The organism is Pelomicrobium sp. G1 (genome assembly GCF_051905455.1).
Classification (GTDB): domain Bacteria; phylum Pseudomonadota; class Gammaproteobacteria; order Burkholderiales; family UBA6910; genus Pelomicrobium.
Genome location: NZ_JBQACR010000010.1, coordinates 48,790 through 63,204, shown reverse-complemented (window position 1 = coordinate 63,204; position 14,415 = coordinate 48,790). Strand labels below are relative to the sequence as shown.

The window sequence follows — 14,415 nt, the reverse complement described above, 5'->3', positions numbered from 1 at the left end:
CGCCTAGCCCTGCCCCCAGGGCGCCTCCGAGGCGTTGCCCGGCAACTGGTATGGCAGTAATATATCAGGTGCACGAGGAAGGAGGGCAGACCGATGCAGGAAAAACGGGCCAAGCGCACCATCACCGAGATCCGCGATTCCAAGAAGACCGGGGAGAAGATGGTCTACATGTCGGTGCCCGACTACACCTCGGCGCGCTGGGCGGAAATGGCCGGGGTGGACGTGGCGGTGGTGGGCGACAGCCTGGCCATGGTGGCCCACGGCCACACGAGCACTATCCCGGCCACCATGGACATGATGATCATGCACTCGGCGGCGGTGCGGCGAGGCGCCCCCAACACCTTCGTCCTGGGTTGCATGCCGTACCAGAGCTACAACACCGTGGACCGGGCCCTCGCCAACGCCGTCCGCTTCATGCAGGAAGGAATGTGCGACGCGGTCAAGCCCCAGGGCGGCAAATCCCAGGCCCACATCCTCAAGGCCATCGTGGACGCCGGCATCCCCTGCGCTTCCCATATCGGCTTGACGCCCCACACCATCGCCATGTTCGGCGGCTTCAAGGTCCAGGGGCGCACGGCGGAAGCGGCCATGAAGATCCTGGAAGACGCCCTGGCGATCCAGGACGCGGGCTGCTTCATGCTGGAGTTCGAGGCGGTGCCGGCGAAGATCGCCAAGGTGATCTCGGAGCAACTGGAGATCCCCACCATCGGCATCGGCGCGGGCGCCGGCACCGACGGCCAGATCCTGCTGTGCTACGACCTGCTTGGCGTATTCACCGATTTCAAGCCCAAGTTCACTAAACGTTACGCCAACCTAACCGAGGTGGCGGTGGCGGGCATCCGGCGCTACGTGGACGAGGTCAAGGGCGGCGTCTTCCCGGACGAGGAGCACAGTTACGGAGTCGACGAGCGGGAGTACGAGCGCTTTCTCGCCATGGTCGAGCACCGGCGGCAGATCTGACCGGCCCCGCGTTTCTCTCTCAAGGCCCGGAGCCGAGCGCTGGGATATACTTTCCGCGCCTTGCCACGAACCACGAAGAACGACGATGGCACCCGAGCAGACAGCATCCGATGAGCCGCCGGCCGAGCTTGACCAGGGCTTCGAGGAGGCGCGCCTTGCCTCGTAACGGCGTCAAGGGCACCGGGGCCCGGAGCGCCGTCCCGCGCCGTGCCGCCCAGGTCCCGCGCTCGCGCCCCCGCCGGCGCGCCGATCAGTCCGGCGAGAGCTTGACCGACCGGGCTTACCGGGATCTGGAGGAGCTGATCGTCACCCTGAAGCTCCCCCCCGGCGCCGCGGTCTCCGAAAGCGTCCTGAGCAGGCAACTGGGCATCGGCCGCACTCCCATTCGTGAAGCCCTGCAGCGGCTCGCCCGGGAGCGTTTGGTGACCATTCTCCCCCGGCGCGGCATCATGGTCTCGGAAGTCAACGTGAAGAGCCAGTTGCGCCTGCTGGAACTGCGGCGCGAGGTGGAGCGGCTCGTCGCCCGCAGCGCCGCGCGTCGGGCGACGCCCGAGGAACGCCAGCGCTTCCATGAGCTCGCGGACAGCTTCGAGCAGGCCGCGCGCACCAACGACGACACCACCTTCATGCGAGTCGACCGGGAGTTCAACGAGCTGTGCCTGGTGGCGGCGCGCAACGAATTCGCCGCCAACGCCATGGGTCTCGTGCACTCTCTGTCGCGGCGCTTCTGGTACATCCACTACAAGCAGGTGGCGGACATGCCCCGCGCCGCCAAGTTGCACGCCGACGAAGCGCGCGCCATCGCCAGCGGCGACGAAAAGGCCGCCGCGGAGGCCTGCGACCGTCTCATCGACTACGTGGAAGAATTCACCCGCGCCACCGTCAGCACCGACGTCTGATTCGCGGCGCGGCGGGATGGCACCGCCTTTTTGGGTCTTGACAAGCGTTCTCGTTCCCGTATACTCATATATCACTCATATATCAGTGATAGACGATATAGACATTACCGATATCACTTATATTGGACCGGTAGAAGATCCGGTAGAGTCTAAGGAGGCAACCATGAAATCCATCGCGTCCGAGCCCATGCTGGTCGAGCGCCACGCCATGAACGAGCGCCAACGCCAGTTCCGCGAGCAATACAAGTCCAAGATCCACCCGCTGTATAACGGGCCTTTCCACATCGGCGTGATCTACGTGGTGGGCGCCGCCGCCATTTGGTGGTGCATCTCCCGTCTGGAAAACGCCACCTGGGAGTGGCTCCTGGTGATCCCCATTTTTTTGTTTTCTAACCTGTTCGAGTGGTGGATTCACAAGAACGTGATGCACCGCCTGGTGGACGTATTCGCCCTGCGCGCCATCTACCAGCGCCACACCCGGGAGCATCACCAGTACTTCACCGACAACGAGATGACGGTGGACTCCACCCGCGAGTGGCGCATCATCTTCTTTCCCTGGCGGGCGCTCTTCACCTTCATGGCGCTCGGCACGCCGTTCGCCTTCTTGCTCGGGTGGCTGATCAACCCCAACGCCGGCTACATCCTGATGATCACCATCATCGGCCAGTACCTGATCTACGAAACGTTCCACTACTGCTGCCACGTGCACGACAACTGGTTCGTGCGCCACATGCCCTTCATCAACACTATCCGGCGCCACCATACGGTGCATCACAACAAGGGCATCATGATGGACATCAACATGAACCTTACTTTCCCCATCGCCGACTGGCTGATGGGGACCAGCGATCTCGACCGAGGCCTGCTGGGCCACCTCTTCAACGGCTATAGCATGAAGTACGTCAAGCCCGAGGTGAAGACCAAGATGGATCGCTGGGTCAACCAGGAAGAGTCCCCGCGGGAAGCACGAGCGGAAGCCGTGTCCGCCCGGCAGCCCGCCTGATTCGTTCGACCACTTGCCATAGGAGGAGGGGCACATGCGACAGAGTCGCAGAAATACTTTGAGAGGTCTCGGCGCGGCGGGCGTCCTGGCCGCCACCGCGTCGCTTGCGCGCGAGGCAGCAGCCCAGCAGAAGGGGCCCAGCTACAACTGGAAGATGGCTACCGGGTGGGCCGGCGGGCCATTGATGGACATCGGGGCCAAGGCCTTTGCGGAGCGGCTCGAGTTTCTGTCCGGAGGACGAATGAGGGTGCAAGTGTTTCCGGGCGGCGCTTTGGGCAACGCGCTCAAGGTCTCGGAGACGGTCAAGAACGGCATCGCCGAGATGGGCCACACCTGGATGGGCTACGACTGGGGTGCGGATCCGACCACCGTGCTCTTCGGCGGCTATGCCGGCAGCTTCAACTCCGAGTACATGCTGCATTGGCTGTACGAGGCCGGCGGCGCCGAGATGCAACGCCAGTTCCGGGAAGAGAAATTCGGCATCGTCTCGATGCCGCTCTTCATTCGTACCGCCGAGGTCTTCCTCCATTCGCGCAAGCCGGTCAGGACCCTGGCGGACCTGAAGGGCCTGAAGCTGCGCACCGCCGGCGCCTGGATCGAGATGGCCAAGGAGCTGGGCGCCTCCCCGGTGACCACACCTGGAGGCGAGATCTACCCGGCACTGGAGCGGGGAGTGATCGATGCCACCGAGTGGGGTACCCTCTGGGAGAACATCACCCCAGGCTTCTACAAGGTGGCCAAGTACCTGATCATCCCGGGCGTGCACCAGCCCACGGCCCCCTTCGAGCTCTGTATCAACAAGGACGTGTGGGGCAAGCTCTCGGCCGGCGACCAGAAGCTGATCGAGCTCACCGCCAAGCTGGTCACTTTCGAGACCTTTACCCGCATCGGTCACGAAGACGCCAAAGCGCTCGAGTTCTACCGTAAAGCTGGCAACGAGATCGTCGAGCTGGACGAGGAGGTGCAGTACGCCGCCCGGGAGCGGGGCTTCGCTTGGGCGGACAAAACCAAAGCCGGCAATCCCTGGTTCGAGAAAGTCTACAAAAGCCAGCGCGAGTTCGAAGCGCTGTGGAAGGACGCGCCTCGATACCGTAACGTCAAGGTGAAGCAGGCGTAACTATTACCCAGCCGGCGAGGGCGCGCGGCGCTTTCGCTGGCCGGGTGCCGAGACCGTCCGCGGCCGGTGCCGGACCGCCGGAGTGCGCGTTTTGCCAACCCTCGACCGCCATGATCCCCCTGCTCAGATTCCTTGACCGCGTGAGCGGCTCGAGCGGCGCCGTGGCCGCCTGGCTCGTAATTCCCCTCATCGCCGCGAGTTGCTACGAAGTCTTCTCCCGATACGTGCTCAACGAGCCCACCCTCTGGGCGTTCGAGATCGGCTACATGGTGATGGGCACCCATTTCCTCATCGGCATGGCCTACACTTTGCGGGAGAACGAGCACGTGCGGGTGGACCTGTTCTATAGCCACGTCTCTCGGCGCGCCCGGGCGCTGATCGACGCGTTCACCTACGTGGTGCTGGTGTTGCCCCTGTGTCTGTGGCTCTCCGCAAGCCTGTGGGAGAAGGCGCTGAAAGCCTACGAGACCCAGGAGCGCTCGGGGATGTCGGCATTCAACCCTCCCATCTGGCCGTACCGGGCCGTGTTCTTCGCCGCCTTCGCCCTGCTGTCGCTGCAGGCGATCGCCCAGCTCATCCGCGCCCTCATGGTCCTCGCGGGCAAAAAACTCCCGGAGGAGCAGGCGTGATGGAGTACTTGCCCCTCGCCATGCTGGCGGCGATGTTCGTGCTCATCTTCCTGGGAGCGCAGGTGGCCTTTGCCCTCATGGGCACGGCGTTGATCTTCGGCTACCTGGTGTTCCACGACGCGGTGATCTTCCAGTTCATGGAAAAGGTGGAGGACATCGCCTCCAACTTCGTCCTGGCCGCGGTGCCCCTATTCGTGTTCATGGGCACCATGCTAGAGCGCTCCGGGATCGCCGAGCAGTTGTTCGAAGCGGTGCACCTGTGGACCCGGCGCCTGCCTGGCGGCCTGGCTCTGGGCACGGTCACCATGTGCGTGATCTTCGCCGCCTCCACCGGCGTGATCGGTGCCACCGAAACCGTGGTGGGCCTGCTCGCCATCCCGGCGATGTTGAAATACTCCTACAACAAGCCCCTGATCTGCGGCACCATCTGCGCCGGCGGGTCGCTGGGCACCATCATCCCTCCTTCAGTGGTGGTGGTGGTGCTGGGGCCGGTGGCCAACGTGTCGGTGGGCGATCTGCTGATGGGCATGATCTTCCCCGGCCTCATCATGGCCGGGCTGTACCTGCTGTTCATCTTCCTGGTGTGCCTGGTGCGGCCGGACTTCGGCCCGCGCATCCCCTCGGGGCCGGACGACCCCGATCTGGGGCAGAAACTGAAGATCACCCTGCGAGCCCTAGTGCCGCCCCTCATCATGATCTTCGCCGTGCTGGGTTCCATCATGCTCGGCTGGGCGGCCCCCACCGAGGCAGCGGCCCTTGGCGCCTTCGGCGCCGTGCTGCTCACCATTTTTTACCGCAGGTTTAGTTTCCCCACCCTCAAGGACGCGGTGCTCAAGACCCTGCGCATCACCTCCATGATCATGGCGATCCTGCTGGGCGGCACCATCTTCACCGGGGTCTTCTTCGCCGCCGGCGGGATCAACCTGACCAACCAGTTGGTGACCCATCTCGACCTCGGGCCCTGGGCGCTGTTGGCGTTGCTGCTCACCCTCTGTTTTCTGGCGGGCTTCGTCCTCGACTGGATTTCGATTCTGCTCATCTTTATCCCCATTTTCATGCCGCTGGTGAACGCCGCCGGGTTCAACCCGGTGTGGTTCTGCATTCTGTTCCTAATCATCATCCAGACGAGTTACCTCACGCCGCCGCTGGCGCCCGCCATTTTCTATCTGCGCGGGATCGCGCCCCCCTCCATTACGCTGATGGACGCCTATAAGGGCGTTATCCCGTTCATCCTGCTGCAAATCGCAACCCTCGCTATCGTGATCGCTTTTCCCCAGACGGTGCTCTGGCTGCCCGAGAAGGTTCTCGGCTTCCGCTAGCGCCGGCATAAAGGAGATCCTGCCATGACCCCGGAACAAGTCCTGTCCCATCCTCCCCGCGTGCTGACCCAGGAGCAGCGGGAGTTCTATTTCGAGCACGGCTATCTGTTGCTGGAAAGAATCATCCCGGACGATTGGCTCGAGCGGCTGCGCGCTGCCACCCAGGCGCTGGTGGAGCGCAGCCGCTCCATCACCAAGTCGGACTCCATCTACGACCTGGAGCCGGACCACCGGCCGGAGGCGCCGCGCCTGCGCCGGGTGTCGAACCCGGTGGAGCAGCATCCGGTGTTCTGGGAGTACTGTTCCCAGTCCTTGCTGGGGGACATTGTGGCCGACCTGGTGGGACCCGACGTCAAGTTCCACCACTCCAAGCTCAATTTCAAATGGGCCAAAGGGGGCGAAGAAGTGAAGTGGCACTACGACATCTCCTTCTGGCCCCACACCAATTATTCGCCTTTGACCGTCGGCACCTATCTTTACGATTGCGGCATGGATCAAGCACCCTTGGGGGTGCTGCCGGGCAGCCACAAGATCGAACCCCTTTTTTCTCAATACGACAAGCGGGGAGAATGGACCGGGTGTCTGTCGGAGGAAGATCTCGCGAAGCTGGATCTCACCCGAGCCGTGTTCCTGCCGGGACCGGCCGGCTCAATCACCATTCATAACTGCCGCACGCTCCACTATTCAGCCAAGAATCTGTCCGATCTGGGCCGGCCGCTGCTCCTCTTTACCTACAGCTCGGCCGACGCGTTCCCCTACACGGCGAACCCGATCCGCTCCAAGTACGACCAAGCCATCATCCGCGGCAAGCGGGCCTTGTGGGCCCACCACGACCCGCGCCCCTGCCTAGTACCCCCCGACTGGTCCGGCGGCTATACCTCTATCTTCGCCCTGCAGCAGACAGAGGCGCAAAAGCGGGCGCAGATGTAGCCTGGAGGAAGAGGTGAGCCATCCTGCCTTGGGTGCCCCCGCGGACCGGCGTCCGGCATACCGCATCGATACCGACGTCGCCGTCGCCGGCGGCGGGGCGGCAGGGGTCGCTGCAGCGGTCACCACGGCGCGCCAGGGTTTACGGGTAACCCTGGTGGAGCGTTATGGCTTCTGCGGCGGCGGCGCGGTGGCTGGCATGTCCGGCACCGTGTGCGGGCTGTACGAGGCGAGCGGCGATCCGGGCAAAACACCGAAGCAGGTGGTATTCGGGTTCGCAGATGAGTTCGTGCGACTGCTGGAAGCGCGGGGCGGGCTGACGCCGCCGGTGCGCTACGGCAAGACCTGGACCCGGGTCCATGACCCCCTGGTATGGCGCGAGGCCGCCGACCATGTGCTGCGGGAAGCGGGGGTGCAGGTGCTCTACCACAGCACTGTCACCGGCGTGCTGCTGGAGGGCGACCGGGTCCAGGGCCTCGCCCTCTACACCAAGCAAGGACCGGTCATGGTGCGCGCCCGCCTCACCATCGACGCGAGCGGTGACGCCGATGTGGTAGCCATGGCTGGATTTCCCTCTTTCGTCGGCGACGAAGGACGGGTACAGAATCCCACCATGATCTTCCGCCTCTGTGGCGTGGACACCGAAAAGTTCCTGCGTATCTACGGCACCGACACTATCATGCCCGAACAGGTCTCGGCGCTTATCCGCTGCCATCACAGCCGCAGCTACTTTCTGCCCAGAGCGAAGATCTGGCTTTTCACCACACCCCGTCCCGGAGAGCTATTGTGCAACTGTACCCGGGTCCTCGGCGCCGACGGGCGCGAGCTCAATACGTTGTATTACGCGGATTTCACCGAGGCGGAGATGGAAGGGCGGCGGCAGGTACGGGAATATGCCCGCTTCTTCCGCGACCACCTGGCGGGCTGCGAAGCGAGCTGGGTCAACGACACCGGCGTTCAGGTAGGCGTGCGCCAGACTCGCCAGGTCCGGGGCGTGATGCTTCTCACGAACGAGGACGTAGTAAGCGCCCGCAAGTTCCGTGACGGCATTGCCCGCTCCCCCTGGCCCATCGAGCTGCATAGCGGCGACAAACCTCGGGTTGAGTGGTTGCTCAACGACTTCTACGAAGTGCCTTACGGATGTCTAGTGCCCCAGCAGGGAGAAGGTCTACTCGTTGCCGGCCGCTGCCTTTCAGCCCAGCACGAGGCGGTGGCCTCGGCCCGTGTCACCGCCCAGTGCTTCAGCTATGGACAGGCGGCAGGACACGCGGCAGCTCTGTGTCTCGAGACCGGATGCGAACCGCGCCAGCTCCTGGGTGAGGACGTGCGTGCCCGGCTCAATCGGGACGGTGCGCGCCTCAACGAATGAAACGCGAGGGCCCCCAACCCTTGATCTGGATCAAAGCCCCCCCTATGGCGATTGATATATTACTGATGTATCAGATGTCGATAGGAGAAACGCCATGGACACCACGCTCGCGACCGGACTCCTTTGCCTGGCAGCGACCTTCGCAGCAGCGCTAGCCATGGCCGCCCGGCGCCGCCTGGCGCCCCGGGAGCGGCTACGCTTCGCCCGCGTGGTGGAGCGTTCGGGCGTCGCCCTGAGCACCCTGGGCCGGCCGGGAACCCTGTGGGAGGTTTCCCAAGCGGTGCGGACCTGCGTCCGCTGCCCCCACGGCAGCCGATGCCAGGCCTGGCTCGACGCGGGGCAGCGGGACGGGTTCGACGCCTTCTGCCCCAACGCCGGGCAGATCCGCCGCATCGCCCGAGGATGAACCGGCGGCGAGAATGACGCCCGACCCAGGACAAGTCGTTCGAGGGCGACATTTCCAGGCCCTGCACCGGGAAGGGCTCTTCATCCTGGCCAACGCCTGGGACGCGGCGAGCGCCCGGGTGTTCGAAGCGGCGGGCTGCGTGGCAGTGGGGACTTCCAGCGCCGGAGTAGCCTTTAGCCTGGGGTGTCCCGACGGAGAGCGCGTCTCTCGGGAAGAGATGTTGGCGGCGGTGGCGCGCATCGCCCGCGCCGTGGAAGTGCCCGTGAGCGCCGACATGGAATCTGGGTATGGCGACACCCTCGAAGCGGTGGCGGAAACGGTACAAGCCGTCATCCAGGCGGGCGCGGTAGGCATCAACCTGGAGGACGCCGCTTTCGACGGGCGCCTGTTCGATCTACCGCTCCAGGTGGAAAAGATCCGCGCCGCCCGGCGGGCGGCCGACGCCTCGGGCGTGCCGTTCGTGATCAACGCCCGCACCGACGTGTTCTGGCACAAGCTGGGAGAGCCCCGGGAGCGGCTGCCCCTGGCCATCGCCCGGGCCACCGCCTATCGGGAGGCGGGCGCCGATTGCCTGTTCGTCCCCGGCGCCGTGGAACCGGACACGATCCGCACCCTGGTCAAGGAAATCCCCGGTCCCCTCAACGTGCTGGCTTCTCCGGGCTGCCCGCCCATCGCGGCGCTCGCGGAAGCGGGCGTGCGGCGGGTGAGCCTGGGGTCGGGGCCCATGCGGGCGGCCATGGGGCTCGCGCGGCGGATCGCGGAGGAACTGTTCGGCGAGGGCACGTACCAGGCGCTCCACCAGGGAGCGATCCCCTATCTGGAAGCGAATGCCCTGTTCGAGCGCCGCGGGCGTTGATCCCCTGCCCGCATCCCTGCCGGTGCGCCCCGGTCACTCTTCCTTCTGCTTGAGGGTTTCGAGGAACTCCCACACCATCAGCGCCGCGCCGATCAGGATCACAATGACGAGGGGAAGCTCCCGGATCTTGAACGCCACCACCGAGACGAAGGCCAGCATCAGGATCATCCCGATCAGCCCGGTCACTAGCTTCGTTCCCATTCGGTCCTCTCCTTCCCGGTTCACTCGCCGGCCTCGTTCACCCGCCGCTCCAGCCAGCGGGCGGTGCGCAACAGCCGGGCGTCGTCCCCGTACTGACCCACCAGTTGCACCCCGAGGGGCAGGCCGTCGGCCCCCTGCATCAGGGGAAGGCTCAGCGCCGGCATGCCGCAGTAGGTCCATAAGGTGCAGAACACCGGGTCCCCCGTGGTTTCCGGGGGCGGCGCGGTGCCGGTGGTGGCGGGTGTGAGAATGGCGCTGTAGCGCTGGGCGAAGAGCTCGTCCAGGCCCTTGCGCACCGCCCGCCGCCGCTCCAGCGCCAGGTTGTAGTCCACCGCCAGCACCCGGCGCCCGCGCTCGATCTGTCCCCGTAGCGACTCGCTCAACTGGTCCCGCCCCTGCTCGTACTCCCGCTGGAAGCTCTTGGCGATGTCCGCTTCCATGAGGGTGCGATGCCAGTCCCACGCCTCGGCGAACAGCTCGGGCAATTTGAATTCCTCCACGTCCTCCCCCAAGTGCTCCACCAGCTCGGCGAACGCTTCCCGCGTCTCGGCCTCGGCCAGTTCCCAGAAGGGCGTCTTCACGAAGGCGATCTTGGGCGGCAGGGGCGGCTCCTCGCCGCACAGCTTGACCAGGGGCGGAACGGGCCTCGGCACCGTATCGGGATCCTCCTCGTCGTATCCCACCAGCGCTTCGGCGAGCAGCGCCACGTCCTCCAAGCTGCGGCCGAAGACGCCGATCTGGTCCAGGGGCCGGGACTGCTGCAGCACGCCGCTGCGAGGGATCAAGCCGAAGCTCGGCTTGAAGCCGTAAACGCCGCAGTACGCCGCCGGCCGGATCACCGAGCCGTTGGTCTGGGTGCCCACCGCCCCCGGCACCATGAACGCTGCCACAGCCGCCGCCGAGCCGCTGGAGGAACCCCCCGGGGAGCGACCGGGGTCCTGGGGATGGCGCGTCTTGCCCGGGGTATAGGTGGCGAGCTCCGTGGTCACGGTCTTGCCCAGGATGACCGCGCCGGCCGCCTTGAGGGCGCGCACCAGGGCAGCGTCGAACAGGGCTACCCGCCCAGCATGAAGGGGCGTGCCGTCTTCGGTCGGCATGCCGCGACAGTCGATGATGTCCTTGAGACCCACGGGTACGCCGTGGAGCCGCCCCAAGGGCTCGCCGCGCTTTCGGGCCTCGTCGGCGCGCCGTGCCGATTCCAGCGCCCACTCCCGGTCCAGGTATACCCAGGCCTGCACTTGGGGCTCCACCGCGTCGATGCGGGCGAGGCAGGCGCTGACCAGCTCCTCGGCGCTCAAGCGCCCTTCCCGGAGGGCCTCGGCCGCCTGGAAGACGCCGAGCCGGTGGAGCCCGGTTCCTGGATCGATTCCGCCCATGGGTGTCGTTCCCCTCCCGTTACCGGACGCCATAGAGCCGGTCCGGCAGCCAGGCCACCAGACCCGGGAAAACGTAGACTATGATCATGGCGATGAACACCATGCCCAGAAACGGCATGCAGCCCCGGAAAATCGTGGTGAGCTGGACGTGGGGCGGGGCGACGCCCTTCAGATAGTAGGCGGACATGGCCATGGGCGGCGTGAGGAAAGAAGTCTGCAGGTTCAGGGCCACCAGGATGCCGAAGAACATGGGGTCGATGTTGAAGTGGGGCAGCAGGGGCAGGAAGATGGGCACGAAGATGATGATGATCTCGCTCCATTCCAGGGGCCAGCCCAGCAGGAAGATGATGAACTGGGACAGGATCAGGAAGGTCACGGGGTTGAGATCCAGGCCCAGCACGAACTCCTTGATCAATCCCTCGCCCCCCAGGTAGGAGAACACCGACGAGAAGGTCCAGGAGCCGACGAACAGCCAGCACACCATGGCGGAGGTGCGGGCGGTGAGGAACACCGCCTCCTTCAGCCGCTCCCAGGTGAGGGCCCGGTAGCCGGCGGCCAACACGATGGCGCCGAAGGCGCCCACCGCCGCCGCCTCGTTGGGTGTGGCGAGGCCGAACAGGATGGAACCGAGCACGGCGAGGATCAGGATCGCCAGGGGGAAGAACGCCGTGAGCAGCAGCCACACGATCTTGAGGAAAGGAACCTGGGTCTCCTCCTTGGGCAGCTTGGGCGCCAGCCTCGGGTTGAGGACGGCCCGAATCAGCACGTAGATCACGTACAGGCCCGCCAGCAGGAATCCCGGGAACAGCGCCGCGGCGTAGAGCTTGACCACCGACACCGCCGAGGTGGCGCCGTAGACTATCAGCATGATGGAGGGCGGGATCAGAATCCCCAGCGTGCCGCCAGCGCAGATCACCCCGGCCGAGAGCTTCTGGTCGTAGCCCGCCTTGATCATGGCGGGAAAGGCCAGCAGCCCCATCAAGGTCACCACCGCGCCCACGATGCCGGTGGCGGTGGCGAACAGGGCGCAGGTCACCAGCGCCGCCACCGCCATGGGCGCCGGCATCCAGCGCAGGCTCACCTGCAGGCTGTAGAACAAGCGGTCGAGGATATTGGAGCGCTCAATCAGATAACCCATGAACAGGAACAGGGGCACCGCCACCAGCACGTCGTTGTTCATGATGCTGAAGGTGTTCTGGGAAAGCAGGTAGAACACCCGGTTGTCGAAAAAGGCCTGGTCCGGCACGTAGTAGGCGTAATAGCCGAAGCCCACGCCCATCGCCATGAGGGTGAAGGCGATGGGAAAACCCAGCATGATGATGAAGATGAACGCCCCCAGCATGAGGAGGGCGATTTCCGGGTTGGTCATCGGCTCGCTCCCTGGTGCGCCTGGGCCTGCGCCCGCGCCCTCTCCTGCTGCTGGGCGAGGATCGCCGTTTCCATCTCCTCCACGTCGTGCAGCCGCTGGGGCCAGCGCCCGGTACGGAAGGCGATGATGCAGCGGATCACTTCCGCCACTCCTTGAAGGGCGAGGAGAGCGCCCGCCACCGGGATGAGGGCCTTCAACTGGTAGATGGGAACACCCACCGGGCTATTCACGCTCACCTCGCGGATGCGGATCGATTCCAGGGCGTAACCGCCGCCGGCGATGACCAGCGCCAGCACCCCCGGAAAGAAGAAGATAAAATACAGCACCAGCTCCACGGTGGCCTGCACCCGGATCGGCCACAGCCGGTAGAACATGTCGGCCCGCACGTGGGCGTTGCGCGACAGAGCGTACGCGCCCGACATGATGAATAGCCCCCCGTACAGGATGTAGCTGAAGTCGAAGGCCCAGCTGGTGGGGTCTCGGAGCACGTATCGCACAAACACTTCGTAAGTCGTGCCCAAAGTGAGGATCAGGATGCACCACGCGAAGGCGTGGCCCACCGACCGGCTCAACTGATCGATGGCGTGCAGCAGACGTTGGACCATGGGTTCACCCGGGAGAGACCGGATACGAAATGGGGCGGCGCCCGAGCGCCGCCCCGTCTACCCTCACGAAACCTTCGACTCCGCCGCTTTGCTCAGAACGGCAGCTTGCCGAAGATGTGCTCGTAGCCCAGTTTGTAGTCGGCGTTGTTGAAGAACCAGTAGTAGCCGACCCGCTTGGCCCAGGCACGCTGGGAATCTACCACCTTCTTGAACATGGGGTCTTCGTCCGACAGCCGCTTGGTGACGACGTCCCAGGCCTTGAGCTGGGCCTCGAAGATCGACTGGGGCGTGCGGATGACGTTGACCCGGTGCTTCTGGATCAGCTCCTGCAGGTCCTTGGAGTACTGGTCCATGGCCAGGGCGAAGTTGGAGGTGCTGGCGGCTTCTGCAGCGTACTTGAGGATCGCCTGCAAGTCCTTCGGCAAAGCCTCGTACCTCTTGCGGTTGAAGACGATCTCGAAGAACTCCATGGCCTGGTGGTAGCTGCCCATCATGTAGTTCTTCGCCACGTCCTGGGCGCCGAAGCGCAGGTCGGAGGTGGGGTTGTTGAACTCGAATGCTTCGATCACGCCCCGCTCCATGGCCGGCACGATCTCGCCGCCCGGGAGCTGTGTGACTTTTACGCCCAGTTCCTGCATCAGGTCCGCCGCCAGCCCCACGGTGCGGTATTTGAGGCCCTTCAACTCCTCGGCCGACTTGATCGGCTTCTTGAACCAGCCCAAGGGCTGGGTCGGCATGGGCATGGCGAAGAAGCCCACCACGTCCAGGTTCAGCTTCTTGAGCAGCTCCTGGTACAGGGGGTAGCCCTCCTTGTGGATCCAGGCGAGGGTCTGGGCCGCGTCGCAGCCGTTAATCGGGCCCGAGCCGAAGAGGGAGGCCACCTTGCTCTTGCCGTACCAGTACACCGGAACGTGGTGGCCGGCATCCAGCACCCCCTTGCTCACCGCGTCCATGACCTCGAAGGGCTTCACCACCGAGCCGGCCACCAGATAATCGATACGCAACCGGCCCCCGGCCATCTCGTTCACCCTCTGGACATACTCCTCGGCCATCTCGTTGAAGACGTCCTTGGCGCCCCACGCGCCCTGCATCTTCAAGACGACAGGGGACTGGGCGACCGAGAACATAGGAAAGCCGGTGATGGCAGCGCCGGCGGACGCCGCGGCGGCGCCTTTCAGGAACTTGCGGCGGGAAGTCTTGACCTTCTCCTCCTTGGCGGAACTCGGTTGTTGTTCGATCCCGGATTTGCGGATTACCTCACTCATCGCTTCCTCCAATTTGTTGTTAAGGCAGTGACGGTATAGCTCAAACCGCGCTGCAAGCCGAAGAGACCGGCGCCTGCGGCGTACAAGAACCGCACCGTGCCTGCCGTTCTGTCG

At 64.8% G+C, this 14,415-nt stretch carries 15 protein-coding genes; 10 read left to right on the top strand and 5 right to left on the bottom strand.

What is annotated here, in order from left to right; all coding sequences use genetic code 11:
• Positions 1-93 precede the first annotated feature (93 nt).
• The 10 genes from panB (at position 94) to ACTFO6_RS11025 (ending at position 9,485) form a co-directional block, all read left to right on the top strand.
• Complete coding sequence (gene panB, locus ACTFO6_RS11070; protein ID WP_439934516.1) at positions 94-960, top strand: 3-methyl-2-oxobutanoate hydroxymethyltransferase; 867 nt, start codon at positions 94-96, stop codon at positions 958-960.
• Between the two features lie 110 nt (positions 961-1,070).
• Complete coding sequence (locus ACTFO6_RS11065) at positions 1,071-1,859, top strand: GntR family transcriptional regulator (protein WP_439934515.1); 789 nt, start codon at positions 1,071-1,073, stop codon at positions 1,857-1,859.
• A 163-nt stretch (positions 1,860-2,022) separates the two neighbouring features.
• A complete protein-coding gene (locus tag ACTFO6_RS11060; protein WP_439934514.1) occupies positions 2,023-2,862 on the top strand; it encodes a sterol desaturase family protein in 840 nt (279 codons plus the stop codon).
• A gap of 34 nt (positions 2,863-2,896) precedes the next feature.
• Entirely contained in the window at positions 2,897-3,979 is a 1,083-nt protein-coding gene (gene dctP / locus ACTFO6_RS11055; RefSeq protein ID WP_439934513.1) for a TRAP transporter substrate-binding protein DctP, read from the top strand.
• Between the two features lie 161 nt (positions 3,980-4,140).
• Positions 4,141-4,608 (top strand): TRAP transporter small permease subunit, encoded by a 468-nt coding sequence (locus ACTFO6_RS11050; RefSeq protein ID WP_439934512.1) that lies wholly within the window; start codon positions 4,141-4,143, stop codon positions 4,606-4,608.
• Entirely contained in the window at positions 4,608-5,927 is a 1,320-nt protein-coding gene (locus ACTFO6_RS11045) for a TRAP transporter large permease (RefSeq protein WP_439934591.1), read from the top strand. Before ACTFO6_RS11050 ends, ACTFO6_RS11045 begins: the two co-directional genes overlap by 1 nt.
• 24 nt (positions 5,928-5,951) lie before the next feature.
• Positions 5,952-6,857 carry a phytanoyl-CoA dioxygenase family protein gene (locus ACTFO6_RS11040; RefSeq protein ID WP_439934511.1) on the top strand — a complete coding sequence of 302 codons (906 nt, stop codon included), beginning with the start codon at positions 5,952-5,954 and terminating at the stop codon, positions 6,855-6,857.
• 13 nt (positions 6,858-6,870) lie between these two features.
• Positions 6,871-8,223 (top strand): FAD-dependent oxidoreductase, encoded by a 1,353-nt coding sequence (locus ACTFO6_RS11035; protein ID WP_439934510.1) that lies wholly within the window; start codon positions 6,871-6,873, stop codon positions 8,221-8,223.
• Between the two features lie 94 nt (positions 8,224-8,317).
• Positions 8,318-8,629, top strand: coding sequence for a DUF6455 family protein (locus tag ACTFO6_RS11030; protein ID WP_439934509.1), 312 nt, complete (start codon positions 8,318-8,320; stop codon positions 8,627-8,629).
• A gap of 13 nt (positions 8,630-8,642) precedes the next feature.
• Positions 8,643-9,485 carry an isocitrate lyase/PEP mutase family protein gene (locus ACTFO6_RS11025; RefSeq protein WP_439934508.1) on the top strand — a complete coding sequence of 281 codons (843 nt, stop codon included), beginning with the start codon at positions 8,643-8,645 and terminating at the stop codon, positions 9,483-9,485.
• 33 nt (positions 9,486-9,518) lie between these two features.
• On the opposite strand, the gene ACTFO6_RS11020 is transcribed toward ACTFO6_RS11025, so the two are convergent.
• The 5 genes from ACTFO6_RS11020 to ACTFO6_RS11000 form a co-directional block, all read right to left on the bottom strand.
• Complete coding sequence (locus ACTFO6_RS11020) at positions 9,519-9,686, bottom strand: hypothetical protein (protein WP_439934507.1); 168 nt, start codon at positions 9,684-9,686, stop codon at positions 9,519-9,521.
• A gap of 20 nt (positions 9,687-9,706) precedes the next feature.
• Positions 9,707-11,062: an amidase gene (locus tag ACTFO6_RS11015; protein WP_439934506.1), complete on the bottom strand. Its 1,356-nt coding sequence runs from the start codon at positions 11,060-11,062 to the stop codon at positions 9,707-9,709.
• 19 nt (positions 11,063-11,081) lie between these two features.
• Complete coding sequence (locus ACTFO6_RS11010) at positions 11,082-12,431, bottom strand: TRAP transporter large permease (RefSeq protein WP_439934505.1); 1,350 nt, start codon at positions 12,429-12,431, stop codon at positions 11,082-11,084.
• Positions 12,428-13,036: a TRAP transporter small permease subunit gene (locus ACTFO6_RS11005; protein WP_439934504.1), complete on the bottom strand. Its 609-nt coding sequence runs from the start codon at positions 13,034-13,036 to the stop codon at positions 12,428-12,430. Before ACTFO6_RS11005 ends, ACTFO6_RS11010 begins: the two co-directional genes overlap by 4 nt.
• A 92-nt stretch (positions 13,037-13,128) precedes the next feature.
• Entirely contained in the window at positions 13,129-14,301 is a 1,173-nt protein-coding gene (locus ACTFO6_RS11000; RefSeq protein WP_439934503.1) for a TRAP transporter substrate-binding protein, read from the bottom strand.
• Between the last annotated feature and the right edge of the window lie 114 nt (positions 14,302-14,415).

Bases quoted from the DNA above. Each gene is read 5' to 3' on its own strand.
- panB (WP_439934516.1), top strand. From the start codon at position 94: ATGCAGGAAAAACGGGCCAAGCGCACCATCACCGAGATCCGCGATTCC.
- ACTFO6_RS11065 (WP_439934515.1), top strand. From the start codon at position 1,071: ATGAGCCGCCGGCCGAGCTTGACCAGGGCTTCGAGGAGGCGCGCCTTG.
- ACTFO6_RS11060 (WP_439934514.1), top strand. From the start codon at position 2,023: ATGAAATCCATCGCGTCCGAGCCCATGCTGGTCGAGCGCCACGCCATG.
- dctP (WP_439934513.1), top strand. From the start codon at position 2,897: ATGCGACAGAGTCGCAGAAATACTTTGAGAGGTCTCGGCGCGGCGGGC.
- ACTFO6_RS11045 (WP_439934591.1), top strand. From the start codon at position 4,608: ATGGAGTACTTGCCCCTCGCCATGCTGGCGGCGATGTTCGTGCTCATC.
- ACTFO6_RS11040 (WP_439934511.1), top strand. From the start codon at position 5,952: ATGACCCCGGAACAAGTCCTGTCCCATCCTCCCCGCGTGCTGACCCAG.
- ACTFO6_RS11030 (WP_439934509.1), top strand. From the start codon at position 8,318: ATGGACACCACGCTCGCGACCGGACTCCTTTGCCTGGCAGCGACCTTC.
- ACTFO6_RS11025 (WP_439934508.1), top strand. From the start codon at position 8,643: ATGACGCCCGACCCAGGACAAGTCGTTCGAGGGCGACATTTCCAGGCC.
- ACTFO6_RS11020 (WP_439934507.1), bottom strand. From the start codon at position 9,686: ATGGGAACGAAGCTAGTGACCGGGCTGATCGGGATGATCCTGATGCTG.
- ACTFO6_RS11015 (WP_439934506.1), bottom strand. From the start codon at position 11,062: ATGGGCGGAATCGATCCAGGAACCGGGCTCCACCGGCTCGGCGTCTTC.
- ACTFO6_RS11010 (WP_439934505.1), bottom strand. From the start codon at position 12,431: ATGACCAACCCGGAAATCGCCCTCCTCATGCTGGGGGCGTTCATCTTC.
- ACTFO6_RS11005 (WP_439934504.1), bottom strand. From the start codon at position 13,036: ATGGTCCAACGTCTGCTGCACGCCATCGATCAGTTGAGCCGGTCGGTG.
- ACTFO6_RS11000 (WP_439934503.1), bottom strand. From the start codon at position 14,301: ATGAGTGAGGTAATCCGCAAATCCGGGATCGAACAACAACCGAGTTCC.